16 protein-coding genes are annotated in these 16,797 nt (G+C 28.1%); 12 read left to right on the forward strand and 4 right to left on the reverse strand.

The annotated features are described in order from the left end of the window. Window positions 1-334: 334 nt before the first annotated feature. The 4 genes from CLFE_RS07815 (at window position 335) to CLFE_RS07830 (ending at window position 2,816) form a co-directional block, all read left to right on the forward strand. Window positions 335-1,180 (forward strand): DegV family protein, encoded by an 846-nt coding sequence (locus CLFE_RS07815; protein ID WP_077895113.1) that lies wholly within the window; start codon window positions 335-337, stop codon window positions 1,178-1,180. A 1-nt stretch (window position 1,181) separates the two neighbouring features. Beyond that, the gene (locus tag CLFE_RS07820) at window positions 1,182-1,628 is read left to right on the forward strand and encodes a PadR family transcriptional regulator (RefSeq protein WP_077895114.1); all 447 of its coding nucleotides are present in this window, start codon (window positions 1,182-1,184) and stop codon (window positions 1,626-1,628) included. 41 nt (window positions 1,629-1,669) lie between these two features. After that, window positions 1,670-2,221, forward strand: coding sequence for a manganese efflux pump MntP (locus CLFE_RS07825; RefSeq protein WP_077835751.1), 552 nt, complete (start codon window positions 1,670-1,672; stop codon window positions 2,219-2,221). Window positions 2,222-2,384: 163 nt separating this feature from the next. Continuing rightward, a complete protein-coding gene (locus tag CLFE_RS07830; protein ID WP_077835752.1) occupies window positions 2,385-2,816 on the forward strand; it encodes a Fur family transcriptional regulator in 432 nt (143 codons plus the stop codon). A gap of 1 nt (window position 2,817) precedes the next feature. Here CLFE_RS07830 and CLFE_RS07835 read toward each other — a convergent pair whose 3' ends face one another. Then, window positions 2,818-3,159 (reverse strand): hypothetical protein, encoded by a 342-nt coding sequence (locus CLFE_RS07835; protein WP_077895115.1) that lies wholly within the window; start codon window positions 3,157-3,159, stop codon window positions 2,818-2,820. A 107-nt stretch (window positions 3,160-3,266) separates the two neighbouring features. Here CLFE_RS07835 and CLFE_RS07840 point away from each other — a divergent pair, with 107 nt between their 5' ends. Together CLFE_RS07840 and CLFE_RS07845 are read left to right on the forward strand one after the other, a co-directional pair. Next, entirely contained in the window at window positions 3,267-3,665 is a 399-nt protein-coding gene (locus tag CLFE_RS07840; RefSeq protein WP_077835754.1) for a DUF6762 family protein, read from the forward strand. 15 nt (window positions 3,666-3,680) lie between these two features. Further along, complete coding sequence (locus CLFE_RS07845) at window positions 3,681-4,670, forward strand: rhomboid family intramembrane serine protease (RefSeq protein ID WP_077895116.1); 990 nt, start codon at window positions 3,681-3,683, stop codon at window positions 4,668-4,670. 37 nt (window positions 4,671-4,707) lie between these two features. Here CLFE_RS07845 and CLFE_RS07850 read toward each other — a convergent pair whose 3' ends face one another. Then, window positions 4,708-6,456 carry an ATP-dependent metallopeptidase FtsH/Yme1/Tma family protein gene (locus tag CLFE_RS07850; RefSeq protein WP_077895117.1) on the reverse strand — a complete coding sequence of 583 codons (1,749 nt, stop codon included), beginning with the start codon at window positions 6,454-6,456 and terminating at the stop codon, window positions 4,708-4,710. A 255-nt stretch (window positions 6,457-6,711) separates the two neighbouring features. Here CLFE_RS07850 and CLFE_RS07855 point away from each other — a divergent pair, with 255 nt between their 5' ends. The 5 genes from CLFE_RS07855 (at window position 6,712) to CLFE_RS07875 (ending at window position 13,225) form a co-directional block, all read left to right on the forward strand. Beyond that, a complete protein-coding gene (locus tag CLFE_RS07855) occupies window positions 6,712-6,882 on the forward strand; it encodes a YtxH domain-containing protein (RefSeq protein WP_077895118.1) in 171 nt (56 codons plus the stop codon). 196 nt (window positions 6,883-7,078) lie between these two features. Then, window positions 7,079-8,383 carry a helix-turn-helix domain-containing protein gene (locus CLFE_RS07860; protein ID WP_077895119.1) on the forward strand — a complete coding sequence of 435 codons (1,305 nt, stop codon included), beginning with the start codon at window positions 7,079-7,081 and terminating at the stop codon, window positions 8,381-8,383. A 19-nt stretch (window positions 8,384-8,402) separates the two neighbouring features. Then, entirely contained in the window at window positions 8,403-9,668 is a 1,266-nt protein-coding gene (locus CLFE_RS07865) for a helix-turn-helix domain-containing protein (RefSeq protein ID WP_077895120.1), read from the forward strand. A 67-nt stretch (window positions 9,669-9,735) separates the two neighbouring features. Further along, on the forward strand, window positions 9,736-12,330 hold the full coding sequence (gene clpB, locus CLFE_RS07870; protein ID WP_077895121.1) for an ATP-dependent chaperone ClpB: 2,595 nt from the start codon (window positions 9,736-9,738) through the stop codon (window positions 12,328-12,330). Between the two features lie 121 nt (window positions 12,331-12,451). Beyond that, entirely contained in the window at window positions 12,452-13,225 is a 774-nt protein-coding gene (locus CLFE_RS07875) for a polysaccharide deacetylase family protein (RefSeq protein ID WP_077835761.1), read from the forward strand. Between the two features lie 43 nt (window positions 13,226-13,268). Here the strand turns inward: CLFE_RS07875 and CLFE_RS07880 are convergent, their stop codons facing one another. Beyond that, complete coding sequence (locus tag CLFE_RS07880) at window positions 13,269-14,000, reverse strand: type 1 glutamine amidotransferase (RefSeq protein WP_077851085.1); 732 nt, start codon at window positions 13,998-14,000, stop codon at window positions 13,269-13,271. Between the two features lie 16 nt (window positions 14,001-14,016). Continuing rightward, window positions 14,017-15,372 carry a Mur ligase family protein gene (locus tag CLFE_RS07885; protein ID WP_169851016.1) on the reverse strand — a complete coding sequence of 452 codons (1,356 nt, stop codon included), beginning with the start codon at window positions 15,370-15,372 and terminating at the stop codon, window positions 14,017-14,019. Between the two features lie 307 nt (window positions 15,373-15,679). On the opposite strand from CLFE_RS07885, the gene CLFE_RS07890 reads away from it, so the two are divergent. Continuing rightward, window positions 15,680-16,603, forward strand: a complete 924-nt coding sequence (locus CLFE_RS07890) for an undecaprenyl-diphosphate phosphatase (protein ID WP_077895122.1) — start codon at window positions 15,680-15,682, stop codon at window positions 16,601-16,603. Window positions 16,604-16,797: the final 194 nt, after the last annotated feature.

The following is a 16,797-nucleotide window of genomic DNA, read 5'->3' on the forward strand; positions in this document are numbered from 1 at the left end:
AAGAAGAAACTAAAGAATAAATCACAATCGTCAAGTGATTATACTGCAAGGTGTATTTTTGTAGTTTTATTAAGGTTTATTGAATCTCAGAGATAAAGAAGAAACTAAAGAATAAATCACAATCGTCAAGTGATTATACTGCAAGGTGAATTTTTGTAGTTTTATTAAGGTTTATTGAATATAAAAATTTATTATCAATAGTGATAGTATCACTATTGATATATCACTATTGATAATGATATAATAAAATCGAATTTTAAAGTTATAAAATATTGATATAATGTACAATTTAAACTTTGAAGATATATGCTAACTAAGAAGGAGATAAATATTTATGGAGAAAATAGCTATTATAACGGATACTACAGCAGATTTAACAACTGAGTTTATAAAGGAACATAATATAAATGTACTATCCTTTAGAATTATATACAGGGATAGGGAATATAAGGATAAGGTAGATATAACATCTGAAGAAGTATATAAAAATTTTGAAATTGAGGTACCTAAGTCTTCTATGCCAGCACTTCAAGATATGGAGGAGTTATATCAAAAGCTTGAAGAAGAAGGCTATACACATGCGATAGGGATAACACTTTCAAGTGGTCTTTCTGGAATATTCAATGGGCTTAAAATGATTGCGGAGGAACATAATAAAATTAAATCGTTTATATATGATTCAAAGCTAATATCCTTAGGTGAAGGGGCTATAGTTGAAGAATGTGTAAGAATGCTTGAGAATAATAAAAGCTTTGATGAAATTGTAAATGAAATACCTGAAATCAGAAAAAGAATACATTTGTTTTTTGTTGTTGGAACACTTGACTATTTAAGAAAAGGTGGTAGAATAGGAAAAATAGCAGGAACTATAGGAAAACTTTTAAATATTAAACCTATAGTTTCAGTAGATGAAAATGGAGTCTATTACGCTTATGACAAGGTTCGAGGAAGAAAACAGTCACTTAATAGAGTGCTTGAAATAGCAAAAGATATAACAAAAGAAAATAATTGTAGAGCATATGTTATGCATGGTCATGCGGAAGAAGAAACAAGGGAATTCTTTGAAAAAATAAAAGGACTTCCGAATATAAATAATGCCATGTATAATGGATGTATAAGTCCGGTTTCAGGAGTTCATAGTGGACCAGGGCTTGTAGGACTTGTACTATTAGAGGAATAATATGCATAGAAATGAATTAGATATTAAAGAAGAAGAAAAGAAACTTTATGAAGAGTATAAACAGAAACTTGCAGAGATAAGAAAAATAAAAAAAGAGGGAGAAGCAGTTGGGCAGGTATTTACAAAAGGTCTGCTTCCTCTTTATGTTCTTTTTATATTGAGTTTAGGAGCTACTAATGGTAATGATATTGCAAATCAAATAGGTAAAAGAACAAATGGATTATGGATTCCAAGTACAGGTGGAATATATCCAATACTAAAGAAAATGGAAAAGAAGAAATTAATATTAGGAAAATGGAATGATGAAAGTAAGAAAAAACAAAAAATATACAGTATAACAGATATAGGTCTAACTGAACTTGAGAATAGGAAATATCTTTTAAAAGATAGGATAAGTGATGCACTTCATGTTTTTGAAATAGTCTATAGAGATTTATATGAAAAATAAAATAAAAGTATTTTGTATATAGTAATTTTTGGGGGGAGTCTATGAATATATACTCGCTATTCATGATTGCAATAGCATTGTCATTAGATGCATTTGGAGTTGCTCTTAGCATAGGACTTGATAATTCCGTAAAAAGGAATAATAAAATATTATTTTCTATTTCTTTCGGATTCTTTCAATTTTTATGCACATTTATAGGAGCTTACTCAGGATTTCTTTTTAATACATACATAACATATTTGCCTCAGATTATTGGGGGTATAATAATTGCTTTTGTGGGTATGTTCATGATAAAGGAAGGCTTTGAGGACAAAGAAGAGAAGTTTTTATTGAATTTTAAAATGTATTTTGTTCTTGGTATTTCTGTAAGTATAGATGCAGCTGTAATTGGATTTACTATGTTTAATAAAATTTCAAGCAATTCAATTATATTTATGGATTCTATATTTATAGGAATAATAACATTAATTCTTTCTGCTGTAGCGTTTATTCTGTCAAGATATTTGAAAAAAATAACATTAGTATGCAAGTATGCTGATTATATAGGTGGAATTATACTTATTTTGTTTGGAATAAAAATGATGTTTTTTTAATGTACAAGTTTAGAATTACGATGTGGTTATCTTATAACTAGGATATCCACATTTTTTAATTTTAATTTACATTGTTTTCCCCGCTGACAAGTATTGTGATATAATTAATATAAACAATTGTATATGTTGTTGTATATTTTTAATAAGATACTAAGGTGAGATTATGGATTTAAAAACTTATTTAAAAAGTTACAATATTAAGGTTACTAAATGTAGGCTTAAAGTATTAAAAATATTGAGTGATGCAAATGATGCTCTTACAGTTGAAAAGATATATAAAACTTGTAATGATGAGGGTAAGATTGCAGATTTATCTACGGTTTATAGAAGTTTGGATTTATTTGAAGAGAAAAATGTAGTTAGTAAGGTTGATTTAGGTAATGGCAAATATAGTTACAAAATAAAAGGAGAAACACATAAGCATATATTAAAATGCAATATGTGTAATAAGGAAATAGAAATAGAATGTCCAATGGATCAAGTAGAGGAAATTATAAAGAATAAGACAGGTTTTGTCTTAATAGATCATGAATTAAAAATGAAAGCACTTTGTAAAGATTGTATGGATAAAGCAAATAATGAGAAAAAGGTATAATTTAGTTTAAAGAATTAGCTTGTTCTATATGTTTTAATTTCCATATTCCATATGTTTTTAACATAGTAAGCTTATAGGTTACAGTTTTGTGTGGGGATTTTGACTCAATACCACTTACAAATAAAATTGATTCATCAGTAGAAGCAAATTTAAGTGTATATGAATCTATTTTGTAGAGTTTGTGAGTATTAAAAATTCCAGAAGTCATATAATAATTAGCGGCATAGGTTATATCACTACGTTTACTTAGATTGATTCTGTAATCTGCATAAAGAATAATTAAAAAAGCTGAAAAAGCTAAAATAAATATCTTTTTATTTTTTAAAACAAAATTTTTTAACATAACACACCTCTTGTAAATGTAAAATATTCCCAGATATAATTATATTGCTAATTTATATAAAAAACAATAATGTATATAAAAAATAGTTAAGAAAGGATCTATTATATATGGATTTTACGTCTTTAGTTTTATTTGAAAAAAAAGAAAATGACAATAGTTTTTTAAAGGAAATTGGAAGTTATGAGGTTAACGATGGAGCTGAGTATATAGTTAAAATGTACTATAATGGGGATAATATAAAAGCATGGTTTAATACTAAAAATGATGTAGAGGATTGGGAGTATTCTGCTTATTACGATCTTTTAAATAAACAAGTATTCTTAGAAAAAGATTTTAATATAACAGAAGTAGAAGATGAATACAATCCAACTTGGCTTGTTGAATTTGATTTTATAGAGGAACATAGTGATATGTTATATAGAATAAACGAACTTTGCAGTTTGATAAAAAAAGAAATGGATAGAATATCTAATGATATGAAAGGGAAAAAAGAAGAGTACATTTAAATTTTCGGAGGATTTATGAATAAGTCAGAAAAATATATAATTGAAAGTCTGTGTAACAGGGGACAATGTTCCCTTGAAGAATTTATATATGGACAAAAACAGTTAGAGTTTTGGGGTGTTTCGTTTGTACACAATGAAATTTTAAATTATGTTATTTTTTCAGATGAAGATAAATTTAAGTACATTGATTATTCGAACATAAGGGATAAAAAAATTGAAGACATTAATAGTGAAAATATTATTAAAGTATTATTAGTGGATAACAATAATTCATGGAAACAATACGCTGAGGATCATGGCAAAGGAAAGCTTATAGTAATAAACCATTTACAAAATAGCATAGTTTATGCAGATAAAACAGGAACTAATATTACACAAATATTAGGTTTGTTTTTAAATGAACTCAAAACCTCAAAACAAAAAACAAAAAGTAATATGACTATAACATGGACGTTAATTATAGTAAACGTGATAGTATATGGGGTTACAGCCTTGCTTTCCCAAAATATATTTAATATAAATAACAATGTTCTTAATCTTATGGGGGCAAAAAACGATTTATTAATAGATAGTGGACAATATTATAGGTTGATAACATGTATGTTTTTACATGGAAGCATAATACATATCGCCTCAAATATGTATTCGTTGTATTGTATGGGGTATATGCTTGAAGAGATTTATGGCAAAGTAAAATATTTAGCTATATACTTTGTATCAGGAATTACAGCATCAATATTCAGCTACTTTTTTAGTAGAGGTGGCATATCAGTTGGTGCATCTGGGGCTATTTTTGGGCTTCTAGGAGCAGCGTTTATATTTGGGTTTAAACTTAGAAAAAGAATAGGAAAAGGACTCCTTACAAATATTGCAAGTGTTTTGGCATTAAATATATTTATAAGTGTAAGTGTACCTAATATAGATATTTTTGCGCATATGGGTGGATTTATAGGAGGAGTTATTATAGCAACTATACTTGGTAGAAAAATATGGATAAAACAATAAGAATGGCTTTGTATTTATAAAACCATTCTTGTTGTTTTTAGTTCATATTCAAATTTTGTATATCTTCATAATTAAGAGTTTCTACCTCTAAAAGGTTACTTGTAATGCTTTCAAGTGTGGTTTTATTTTCTAAAAGAATGTTTTTGGTATCCTCATATAAATTTGCGACTAATTCCTTACATTCATTAATGACAGTATCTGGAATAGAGTAATTAACTTCAGATAGTGCATCACCATTTAAAAGACCTAAACTTGCTCCCATACCATATTGGGTAACTAATTTTATTACAGAGCTAGTTACCTTTTGAAGATCATTATAAGCGCCTGTGGTTACATGGGCTTTACCGAAAATTATTTCTTCTGCTGCTCTACCCCCAAGTAAAACTCTAATCCTATTAAGGATATACTCTTTATTTTGATACATTTTATCTTCAGGTATACTTAAAGTGTATCCTCCGGCACCATTGGTACTAGGTATTATAGTTATTTTTGATATTTTTTCAGAAGGAAGTACTTTTAAAGATACTAAAGCATGTCCTGATTCGTGATAAGCTGTTATTTTTCTATCATTTAAACTTATATGAGATCTATCTACTTTTTCATAGCCTGCAAGTACAATGGAGAAAGCTTTATCTAAATGACGGTGCTCAATAAAAGAACTATCTTCTTTACAGGCAAGGATAGCAGCTTCATTAACGAGATTTTCTAACTTAGCACCTGAAAAGTAAGCTGTTTTTTGTGCAAAATCATTAAAATCTATATTCTTTATTGGTTTGTTCTTTGTAAGTAGATTCAAAATTTTCTTTCTTGCTGAAATATCAGGTAAATTTATCTCTATATGTCTGTCAAATCTTCCAGGACGCAGTAGGGCACTATCTAATATATCAATTCTATTAGTTGCAGCAATAACAACTATACCTTCTTTTTCTTTGAAGCCAGACATTTCAGTCAAAAGTGCATTTAAGGTTTGATCACGTTCATCAGAGCCACCTGATTTTCCTCCATCACGTTTTTTTCCAATGGCATCTATTTCATCTATAAAAATAACTGCTTTTCCGTTTGAACGAGCCTTTTTAAAAAGTTGCCTTATTCTACTTGCTCCAACTCCAACGTAAATTTGTACAAAATCCGAACCAGACATTGCATAAAAGGGAACATTAGCTTCACCAGCAATAGCCTTAGCAAGTAGTGTTTTACCAGTACCTGGTTCACCATATAAAATAACACCTTTTGGCATCCTTGCTCCATACAAACTATATTTTTCAGGATTTTTAAGAAAGTCAATTATATCTTGTACACTTTCTTTTGCTTCTTCGTTTCCTGCTATATCAGCAAATTTAACACCAATATCGTTTATGCTATCGGTTTCAAGTTTGTCAACCGCAAAAGCTTTTTTTGTAGGAAAAGGCACTTTGTAAACTTTAATTAATGAAATAATAAGATATAACGTTGATATTGAAAGAATAAATAAAGAAAGTGTATTTTGAGAATTTTTGAAGTCGTCTTCTGATACTTTTACACTGTTTTTTAATAAATTTTCTTTAAAGTCATTAGTCCTTGGATTGTCAGTAGTATAGACTAAACCATTTTTTAATTTTACAGTCACAGTGGGGGATGAGGTTAAGTATACTGTATCAACTTTCTTTTCTTTAATATCCTTTTGAAAATTTGTGTACATGTTGTATGAAATTTTGTTGCTATAAATAGAAGAAAAAGTAAATAAAGTTAAAGAACATAAAAATATAAGCACAGGAACAATAAGATTCATATGTTTAAAATGTTTCATTCCGTATCCTCCTAGGTATCAAACTAGTTTACATAATATATAATACATTATACATGATATTAGTTTTATGTCTATTGGTAAATAAAACAAGTAAATCAAATGTTTAAAAATATCAAAAATGCATAACATATTAGCGAAAGAATCATGTAATGTGATTTCATTTATAAAGACAGATTCAAAGTGTAGCTTGTTTTTATTAAAGAAATTGTTTTACTATTTTTATCTAATACTTAAATAGGTAGGAGGAATGTAGTTATGAAATCTTTCAGAGGTATAACAACAGGAGCAGTTATAGGAGCAGTTACAGGAATGATTATAGCTCCACAGCTTAGTAAGAACGCAAAGAAAAAAATCAGAAAATCAGGTAGAATGATAAGAGATACTGCAGAAGACTTGATGGATTCAATGAAAATGTGGAGTAAATAAAAAAATCGGATAGAAATATCCGATTTTTTATTTAAAAAGATTTAAAAAAAATACTTGACTCTTGGAATTTTAAGAAAAAATATGGTATAATCATATTACGAAATAAAAAAATTTAAATTAATAACATATAAATACAAATAATTAGTAGGGAAATTAAGTAGGATTAAATTACATGAGCAAGTAAAGGAAGATACGTATGGAAATATTGTCTTTGGGAGAAAAAATTAAAGCCAGAAGAAAAGAATTAAATATGACACTTAAGGATTTGGCAGGTGACAGAATTACACCAGGACAAATAAGTCTTGTTGAGTCTGGAAAATCCAATCCAAGTATGGATTTACTTGAATATCTTGCCAATACACTTAATACATCGGTTGAATATTTAATGGAATCGGAAGAAACACAAGCTGAAAAAATATGTGTATATTATGAAAATACAGCAGAAGCATATATGCTTAATGATGAACTTATGGAAGCTGAACAGTATCTTGAAAAGGCAATGTATTATGCAGAAAATTATAAAATTTCTTACAGGAAGGCAAGAACTTTATATTTGTATGGCTGCATAAATATGAATAAGAATGAATTAGGGGTAGCACAGCAGTTTTTTCTTTCATCAAATGTTCTTTTTATAAAACTAAATGAATACGAGGATATAATAAATACTTTTATAAATCTTGGTAAAATAACTCTTAAATTAAAAGCCTATAATTCATCTTGTAGTTATTTTGAACAAGCAGAAAGAGTTTCTCGTGATAACGATATAGGAAATGATTTTCTTATCGGTGAAATATATTACTATATGTCTTTGGTTTATTTTAAAATGAATAATAGCAACAAAACGATTAAATATTGTTTGATGGCTAAAGAAAAGTTTGCGGAACTTGAAAATAAAAAGGAATATGCAAGAACTCTGCTTATACTATCTAAAGAATACAGTAAAAGTGGAGATGTTGATAATGCAATAAAGTATTCTAAGAAGGCCCTAAAAGCATTTAAAGAAAATGATAATATGTTTGCAGTTGCAGATATAGAAAATGAGCTTGGAAAACTATTCTATGAGTTTGAAAATATCGAAGAATCATTTATACATTTAAATAAAGCAAAAGAAATAAGAAAAGCAGTAAAGGGACATGAATTTATAGAAACTTTATGCAACATTTGTGAGAATTATATAAAGCTCAAGGATACTGAAAATTCCCAAAAAGTTTTAGATGAAATAAAAGAAAATATAGATGGTAATAATGTATTTGATATACTTAAATACTATATGCTTAAATATAGAATAAGTATTTTGAATAAGAGCTTGAAGGAAGCTGAAAATATTTTATTAAGAGCTCTTCAATATGCTGAAAATATGGAACTTGAAAAAGAGGCAGCTGAATTTTCAGTTATAATAGGTAAGTATTATATTGATAATGGTGACGATGTAGAAGCAGCTAAGTATTTAAATAGTGGTATAGAAAAATTTAAGAAGATAGGCGTATTGAAGGATTTGTAATCAGATAGGTGTGAGAAGGATGGAAATATTATCTGTTGGTGAAAAAATTAAAAGAGCAAGAATTTATAAGAGATTAACACTAAAAGATATATGTGATGATAAGGTATCAGTATCTAAAATGAGTTGTATTGAAAATGGAAAGATAAATCCAGACGATGAGATTTTAGAATTTGTAGCTAAGAAGTTAAATGTTGCTCTTGATTACTTAAAGTATGATGTTAAGGATCAATTTAAAAATAACCTTGATAACTTAAAAAATGTTGAAGATTCAAAAAAAGATGAATATTTAAGATATAATATATATTATGCTGAGCAATATGAGTATTATGATATTGCTTTTCAATTTATGCATGAATTATTTAATTTTTATGTAAACAAAAACAGGTTAGATGTAGTACAAAGTTTGACGTCAGAATATTACGACATATGTCGAAAAGTTACAGATAGTGACAATAAATCTCTGTATAATCTTGATGTAGGAAAATATCTTTTAACAAGTAGAGAATATTATCAAGCTATAAATTATTACAGTAGAGTTAGAAAAGAATTAAAGGATATATTTTACGAAAATAAAAAAAGAATTAAGATGATAATAGAAAGCTATTATTACGAAACATTAAGTTACATTTTAAGTGAGGATTACGATAAAGCGTACGAACTGGAAAAAGAATTGCTTGAACTTGTTGACTATGTAGAAACGGACAACCAAAATGCAAAGATTTATAGTGTAATGATGTTTTTATGTCTGAAGAAGAATATAGATAAATTTGATTATTACAAAGAAAAAGTTGAAAATTATTGTGATATTAATCGTGAAATAAGAGCTAGAGTTTTGTATGTATGTGCTTTAAAGATGATTAATGACAAGAATGTCAAAGAGGCAGGAGAATACATAACAAATGCATTAAAGCAATTTCCGGGAACTTTAGAAAGCAAATATGTTCCTTTTATAGTAGAATTGATTGATGAAATTTCAAAATGTGATAATTTAGAGGAATATAGAGAAATATGCGATAATATATTAGATTACTCTATAGGAATAGAAAATAGTGTTCTTATGGAAAGGTGCTATTATTTAAAATCTAAAATACTTAAAGCAGTAGATGATTTTGGGTCTTATGAAATGTATATGAACTTAGCTTTAGATTTGCTTATTAAGAATGGTGATGAAGAAGCTATTTATGGAAGATATATGGAAATGGGGAATATGTATTCTACATTAGGGAATGTGAAAGATTCTCTTAGATATTTTAATTTAGCAATTAACATGAGCAATAAAATGTAAATTTTATTGCTCATGTATAATTTTATAGATAATTATTAATTTTATATAGTAAAAGGGAAGTGAAGGTATGGATGTTGATAAATTAACATTGAAGGTTCAACAAGCTATTAATGAATGTCAAGCAATAGCTATAAGGTATAAACATCAACAAATAGATACAATTCACCTTTTTATGGCAATTATATCTCAAGAAGATGGACTTATACCAAATATATTGGGTAAAATGGGAGCTAACATAGAGAAAGTTAAAACAGATACAGAAGCTGAACTTGATAGGATGCCTAAGGTAATTGGAGATGGTGCACAAAATTCTTCTATTTATGCAACAAGAAGATTTGAAGAGGTATTTGTGAAGGCAGAAACAATATCTAAGGATTTTAAAGATTCATATATAAGTGTAGAACATATTATGCTTGTATTAATAGATATGGATAATGATGCAATAAGAAAAATTTTAGATAAAAACAGCATTTCTAAAAAAGAATTTTTGAAAGCGTTAAGAGAAGTAAGAGGTAATCAAAGAGTCGATACGTCAGACCCGGAGGGTACTTATGATGCCTTGAATAAGTATGGAAGAGATCTTGTTAAGGATGCTAAGAAACATAAATTGGATCCTGTTATAGGTAGAGATGAGGAAATAAGAAGAGTTATAAGAATATTATCTAGAAGAACTAAAAATAATCCTGTTCTAATTGGGGAACCGGGTGTAGGTAAAACAGCTATAGTGGAAGGTCTTGCAGAGAGAATTGTCAGGGGAGATGTTCCTGAGGGATTAAAGAATAAGATATTATTTTCTCTTGATATGGGAGCTTTAGTTGCAGGAGCAAAATACAGAGGAGAATTTGAAGAGAGACTTAAAGCTGTATTAAAGGAAGTTGAAAGAAGTGAAGGAAAAATAATTCTTTTTATAGATGAAATCCACACTATCGTTGGAGCTGGTAAGACAGATGGAGCAATGGATGCTGGGAATATTATAAAACCAATGCTAGCAAGAGGAGAGCTTCATTGTATAGGCGCTACGACTTTTGATGAATATAGAAGGTATATAGAAAAAGATAAAGCGCTTGAAAGGAGATTTCAACAGGTTCAAATAGTGGAACCTACAGTTGAAGATGCTATATCGATACTTAGAGGTCTTAAAGAGAGATTTGAAATACATCATGGAGTGAGAATACATGATAATGCAATAGTTGCAGCTGCAAAATTATCAGATAGGTATATAACTGGAAGATTTTTGCCGGATAAAGCAATAGATTTAATTGATGAAGCTGGCGCTATGATTAGAATGGAAATAGATAGTATGCCTACAGAACTTGATGTACTTAAAAGAAAAATATTTCAAATGGAGATAGAAAAGGAAGCATTAAGTAAGGAAAATGACAATTTTTCTCGTGAAAGATTTGAAGCAATACAAAAGGAACTTAGTGATTTAAAAGATAAAGATAAAGCTTTAACTGCTAAATATGAAAAAGAAAAATCTCAGATTCAAGGCATAAAGGATCTTAAAACAAAGCTTGATGAGATAAGAGGACAAATTGAAAAGGCAGAAAGAGAATATGATCTTAACAAAGCAGCAGAACTTAAATATGGTGAAGTTCCAAAACTTGAACATCAAATTGAAGAAAAAGAGAATATTATAAAACAAAATGGTCAAAACGCAATGCTTAATGAAGAGGTTACAGAGGAACAAGTATCTCAAATAGTATCAAAATGGACTGGAATACCTGTATCTAAGTTAGTTGAAGGTGAAAAAAAGAAACTTATGAGGCTTTCTTGTGAGTTAGAAAAAAGAGTTATAGGTCAGAGTGAAGCGGTAAAGTCTGTTTCGAATGCTGTTATTAGAGCAAGAGCAGGGCTTAAAGATATGGGTAAGCCTATTGGATCATTTATCTTTTTAGGACCAACGGGTGTGGGAAAAACAGAACTTGCCAAAACTTTAGCTAGAGTTTTATTTGATAGTGAAGATAATATAATAAGAATTGATATGTCGGAGTATATGGAAAAATATTCGGTATCAAGGCTTATAGGACCACCTCCAGGTTATGTAGGATATGAAGAAGGTGGTCAGCTTACAGAGGCAGTTAGAAGAAATCCATACAGCGTAATATTATTTGATGAAATAGAAAAAGCTCATAGTGATGTATTTAATATATTTCTTCAAATATTTGATGATGGAAGACTTACAGACAATAAAGGAAATACTGTGGATTTTAAAAATGCTATAATTATAATGACATCAAATATAGGTAGTGAATATCTTCTTAATAATAAAGGTGATTTGAGCATTGATGAAGACACTAAAAATAAAGTAATTAATGAACTTAAAGGGAAATTTAAGCCTGAGTTTTTAAATAGACTTGATGATATAATAATGTTTAAGCCTTTATCAATAACTGCAATAGGAAAAATAATTGATGTATTCCTTGAAAGTATAAGATATAAATTAAAAGAAAAAAATATAGAATTTAATATTACAGAGAGAGCTAAAAGCTTTATAGCTGAGGAAGGCTATGATCCTGTTTATGGTGCAAGACCATTAAAAAGATATATAGAGAATACAATTGAAACAGAAATAGCTAAAATGTTTATATCCGGTGAAGTTTCAGAAGGCGATGCTCTTGAAATAGATTATATAGATCGAATTATAATAAAAACAAAATAATGTTATTGTAAAAAATAAATATAGTTTTTAAATAGAAGGCAGGATTAAATTACCTTCTATTTTTTTGTGTGTAAAGACCAATAATAAGTAGGAATGATGATAATATTGGAGATGTTAATATATGAGATTAAAAAAATATTTTGTTTTTATTTTAATTATTGTAATTTCATTGCTGCCTTTTAATGCTAGGGGAGAGGATTTGAGCATTTTTGGGAAGAAACAAGAAAAAGTGGCATTCTTAACTTTTGATGATGGACCAACACCTAATAACACAGTAAAAATAATTGATGAATTAAATAAAAATAAAATCAAGGCAACATTTTTTATAGTTGGGCAAAAAGGAGAAGAATATCCCAAGGCTTTAGACGCTCTTGTGAAAAATAAAATGTGTATAATGCCTCATAGCTATACACATAAAGCTAATATATATAAGAGTGTAGAGAACTATAATAAAGATTTAAAAGAATGCATTGATTTTATAAATAATATTCAAGGTAATAAAAAGAAAAACAAGATTAAGTTTATAAGAATGCCAGGAGGCTCATATAGTACAAGAAATAAATATGTAGTAAGTAATATAAGAAAAAGTATATTGGATCAGGGGCTCAATTATGTAGACTGGAATGTATGCTCTGGGGATGCAGAAGCTCATTTTGTTCCTAGGCAAAAAATAATTAACAAGGTTAAGAAGCAATGCAAGGATCAGAAGTTTTTGGTGATATTGATGCATGATTCTTATTATAAAAAAGCAACAGTGGAATCAATTAGTGAAGTTGTAAAATATATAAAAGAAAAGGGATATAAATTTAAAACTTTTGATGATATAAGTGAACAAGAAAAAAATGAATTAATAAAAATGGGAGTAATTAATAAGAAGCAAAAAATAGATAAATAATAAAAAGTGGCTTTTATGGTGTTATCCATAAAAGCCACTTTTGTTATTTATTAGAGGTTTCCCTTTTTATTATAAATTCTTTTGCTTTGATTTCGAAAGAATCGTCAATAGGTTCTAAAGTTATTTCTTTTTTGTATTTTAATTCAAGAGCTGTCTTTATAAATCTATCGGCTAGTTCTGGATTTTTTGAAAGTAAAGATCCATGAAAATATGTACAATAAGTATTTTTATAAATACAGCCTTCATAACCATCAGATCCATTGTTTCCATAACCTACAAGAGTTTTACCAAAAGGTTTTAAATCGTTTATGTATGTTCTTCCAGAATGATTTTCAAAGCCAACATAAGTTTCATTAAAAAGGTCATTTTTAATAACAGTATTACCAATAAACCTTTTATCCCCAGGTTCTGTATATATGTTTAGTATATCTAATCCTGGAAGTTTTTCGCCTTCAGGTGTAGTATAATACTTTCCTAAAAGTTGATAACCGCCGCATATTGCAATAAACACTTTACTATTTTCTATATAATTTTTTATTGATTCTTTTTTTGTGCTTGTTAAATCTTCGGATACTATAGATTGTTCATAATCCTGTCCGCCCCCAAAGAAAGCAATATCAAAATTTTCGTTATCGAATTTATCTTTTAGAGATACATTTGAGATATTGACTTTTATACCTCTTTTCTCGGCTCTATATTTTAATATTCTTATATTACCGATATCTCCATATACATTTAATAAGTCAGGATATAAATGACATATATTTAATTCCAATTTATTTCACCACCAATTACCAAAGTTTTTTTATGAAGCCCTTAGAATAAAGAAATTTTCTAAAATCTATCATTGCAGTATATGTAGCAAGTACATAAATTATTTCTCCAGTACAATTTTCCATGCTGCTAAGCAACTCTTCAAAATTGTTTTCCATTTCAAAATTATCATTATTGAGACCAGCAATTTTTAGACGCACAGCCATATCATACAATCTTATTCCAGAAACCATTACTTTATTTATATTAAGTTGATTTAAATTTTCAAAATCCACATCCCATATCCAGGATACATCTCTACCATCTGCGTAGTTATCATTTAATAAAACAGCTAAGTTAAGCTTTCTTGTATCTAATGATATTGTTTTTATGGCTTCATCATAGCCAGCAGGATTTTTAACTAATATTATTTTTACGTTTTTACCATTTATGTCTATAGCTTCTTGTCTTCCGAAACTACTTTTAGAATTTTTTAAGGAATCAAAAATAGTAGTATCATCAACATTTAAGAATTTTGCTACAGAATATGCACATAATGCGTTATATATATTATAAACTCCTGGCTGATTTAAATAAAAGTCAGTACCGTTTATTGATATTGAAGAACCAGAAGGATCTAAAGATTTTACTTTATCAATATAATAATTTAAATCAGGCCTTTTATAGCCGCAGTTATTACAGAAGAATTTTCCTAAATGATTATAAGTTATAAATTCATATTCATAAGGGTGTTTACACTTATTGCAAAACTTAGCATCTGCATTTATACTTATTTTATTATTCTCATTAATAGGACAATCAAATCCATAGTAAACTGTTTTGTTAGGAACATCTAAATTACCTAGAAGTGATTCGTCACCGTTAAGTATTAATGTTGTTTCAGGAACTTTTTTTACACCTTCCATTATCTTTAGTAGAGTGGTATAAACCTCACCATATCGATCAAGTTGATCTCTAAAAAGATTGGTTATAATTATCGCTTTCGGTTTAGTATATTCAGTTAAAAATTTTAAGTTAGCTTCATCAATTTCGATTATTGCATATTTCTCTTTTTGGTTATTAAATTTAAAATTTTTTATAAAACATGATGTTATTCCTGGTTTTAAGTTTGCGCCAGTATTATTTGTTATTACTTCCTTGCCACTTGATTTAAGAATGTTATAAATTAAATTAGTAGTAGTAGTTTTACCATTAGTTCCAGTTACAAATACAATGCTATAATTTTTAGTTACTGTTGAAAGGATATTTTTATCTATCTTTAAGGCTACTCTACCGGGAAAATTTGTTCCTCCTTTGAAGAGCCTACTGGATATTCCTATTATGGTTTTAGAAATAATTATGCTGAAAAAACTGCGTATATTAATTTTAAACACCTCCGAATGTTTGTTGTATGTGTTTTTACTTGAGTTGTAGGCTAATGTAAAAACATCATTTAAAATTATAAGTTATAAAATAAAAGCTGAAAACTAAACAGTTTTTAATAAATATAAATTAATATTTGAATTGGTTTCACTATATTATAATACATAATTTTAATATTTACATCAATATACGAATATTTTTAATGAAGTTAGTTATAATAATTTGTTAAAAATATAAAAGGCTATTTCAATAATATAATTTAAATAGTATAATTAACCTGTGTACTTTTGCAAATTAGTTGCTGAAAGGAGCCGTAGAATGTATACAAATATAATATTTATATTCAAAATAATTTTAGAAGGTATTATTGAAGGTGTGACTGAATTCTTACCAGTATCTTCAACAGGACATATGATAATTTTGGGAAGTATAATAGGGTTTAAAGAAGGAGCAAAGCCAGCGTCTTTATATGGGGCAGAATATATACATATGTTTGAAATAATAATACAATTGGGAGCTATACTTGCAATTGTGGTTTTGTATTGGGATAAAATATTTTCTGCACTTAAGCCATCAAATTTATTCCCTTCTATGAAAGAGCACGAAAAAACTGGTATTGCTGTAGTAGGCGAATTTTTCACAAAAGGTTACAGAACAATGCCTGGTTTTAAATTTTGGACTAATATAGTGGTAGCTTGCATACCAGCTATAGTAATAGGTTTACCTTTTCAAAAGAAAATAGATAAATTATTGTTTTTTCCTACACCAGTTGCAGCAGCTCTTATTTTAGGAGCAATATGGATAATTTTTGCTGAAAACAAGTATAGAAAAAAAGCTAAAATTAAAAGTGTTGATGACATAACTATAAAACAAGCAATTATAATAGGATGTTTCCAATGTCTTGCATTATGGCCGGGAATGTCAAGATCAGCATCAACCATAATAGGAGCATGGATAATTGGAGTATCTACAGTTGCGGGAGCAGAATTTTCATTTTTTCTTGCAATTCCAATGATGCTAGGTGCGTCTTTATTATTTTTAATAAAAAATAGTGTAATGCTTTCAAATATTCAGATATTGGGGCTTGGAGTAGGTTTTATAGTAGCATTTATAGTAGCATTAATAGTTGTAGATAAATTTATAAGTTTCTTGAAAAAGAAGCCAATGAGAATATTTGCAGTATACAGATTAATAATCGGAGTGATTGTTTTAGTTTTGGGTATCGCTAAAGTAATAAGCTAATTAATACATATATAATGTGAAAATACTTATTATATTTTGTAATTTAAAACATTTTATAATTTCAGTATTTATTAATGATAAGTTTAAGGAGAGGATATAAGCCTCTCCTTAATTATTTTTTGAATATGTCATTTTGTATAGATATTAGATAAAGGATAATAATAATTCTATAATTCAAAGAAGGGAGATTTTTG

It is taken from the genome of Clostridium felsineum DSM 794 (assembly GCF_002006355.2).
Classification (GTDB): domain Bacteria; phylum Bacillota; class Clostridia; order Clostridiales; family Clostridiaceae; genus Clostridium_S; species Clostridium_S felsineum.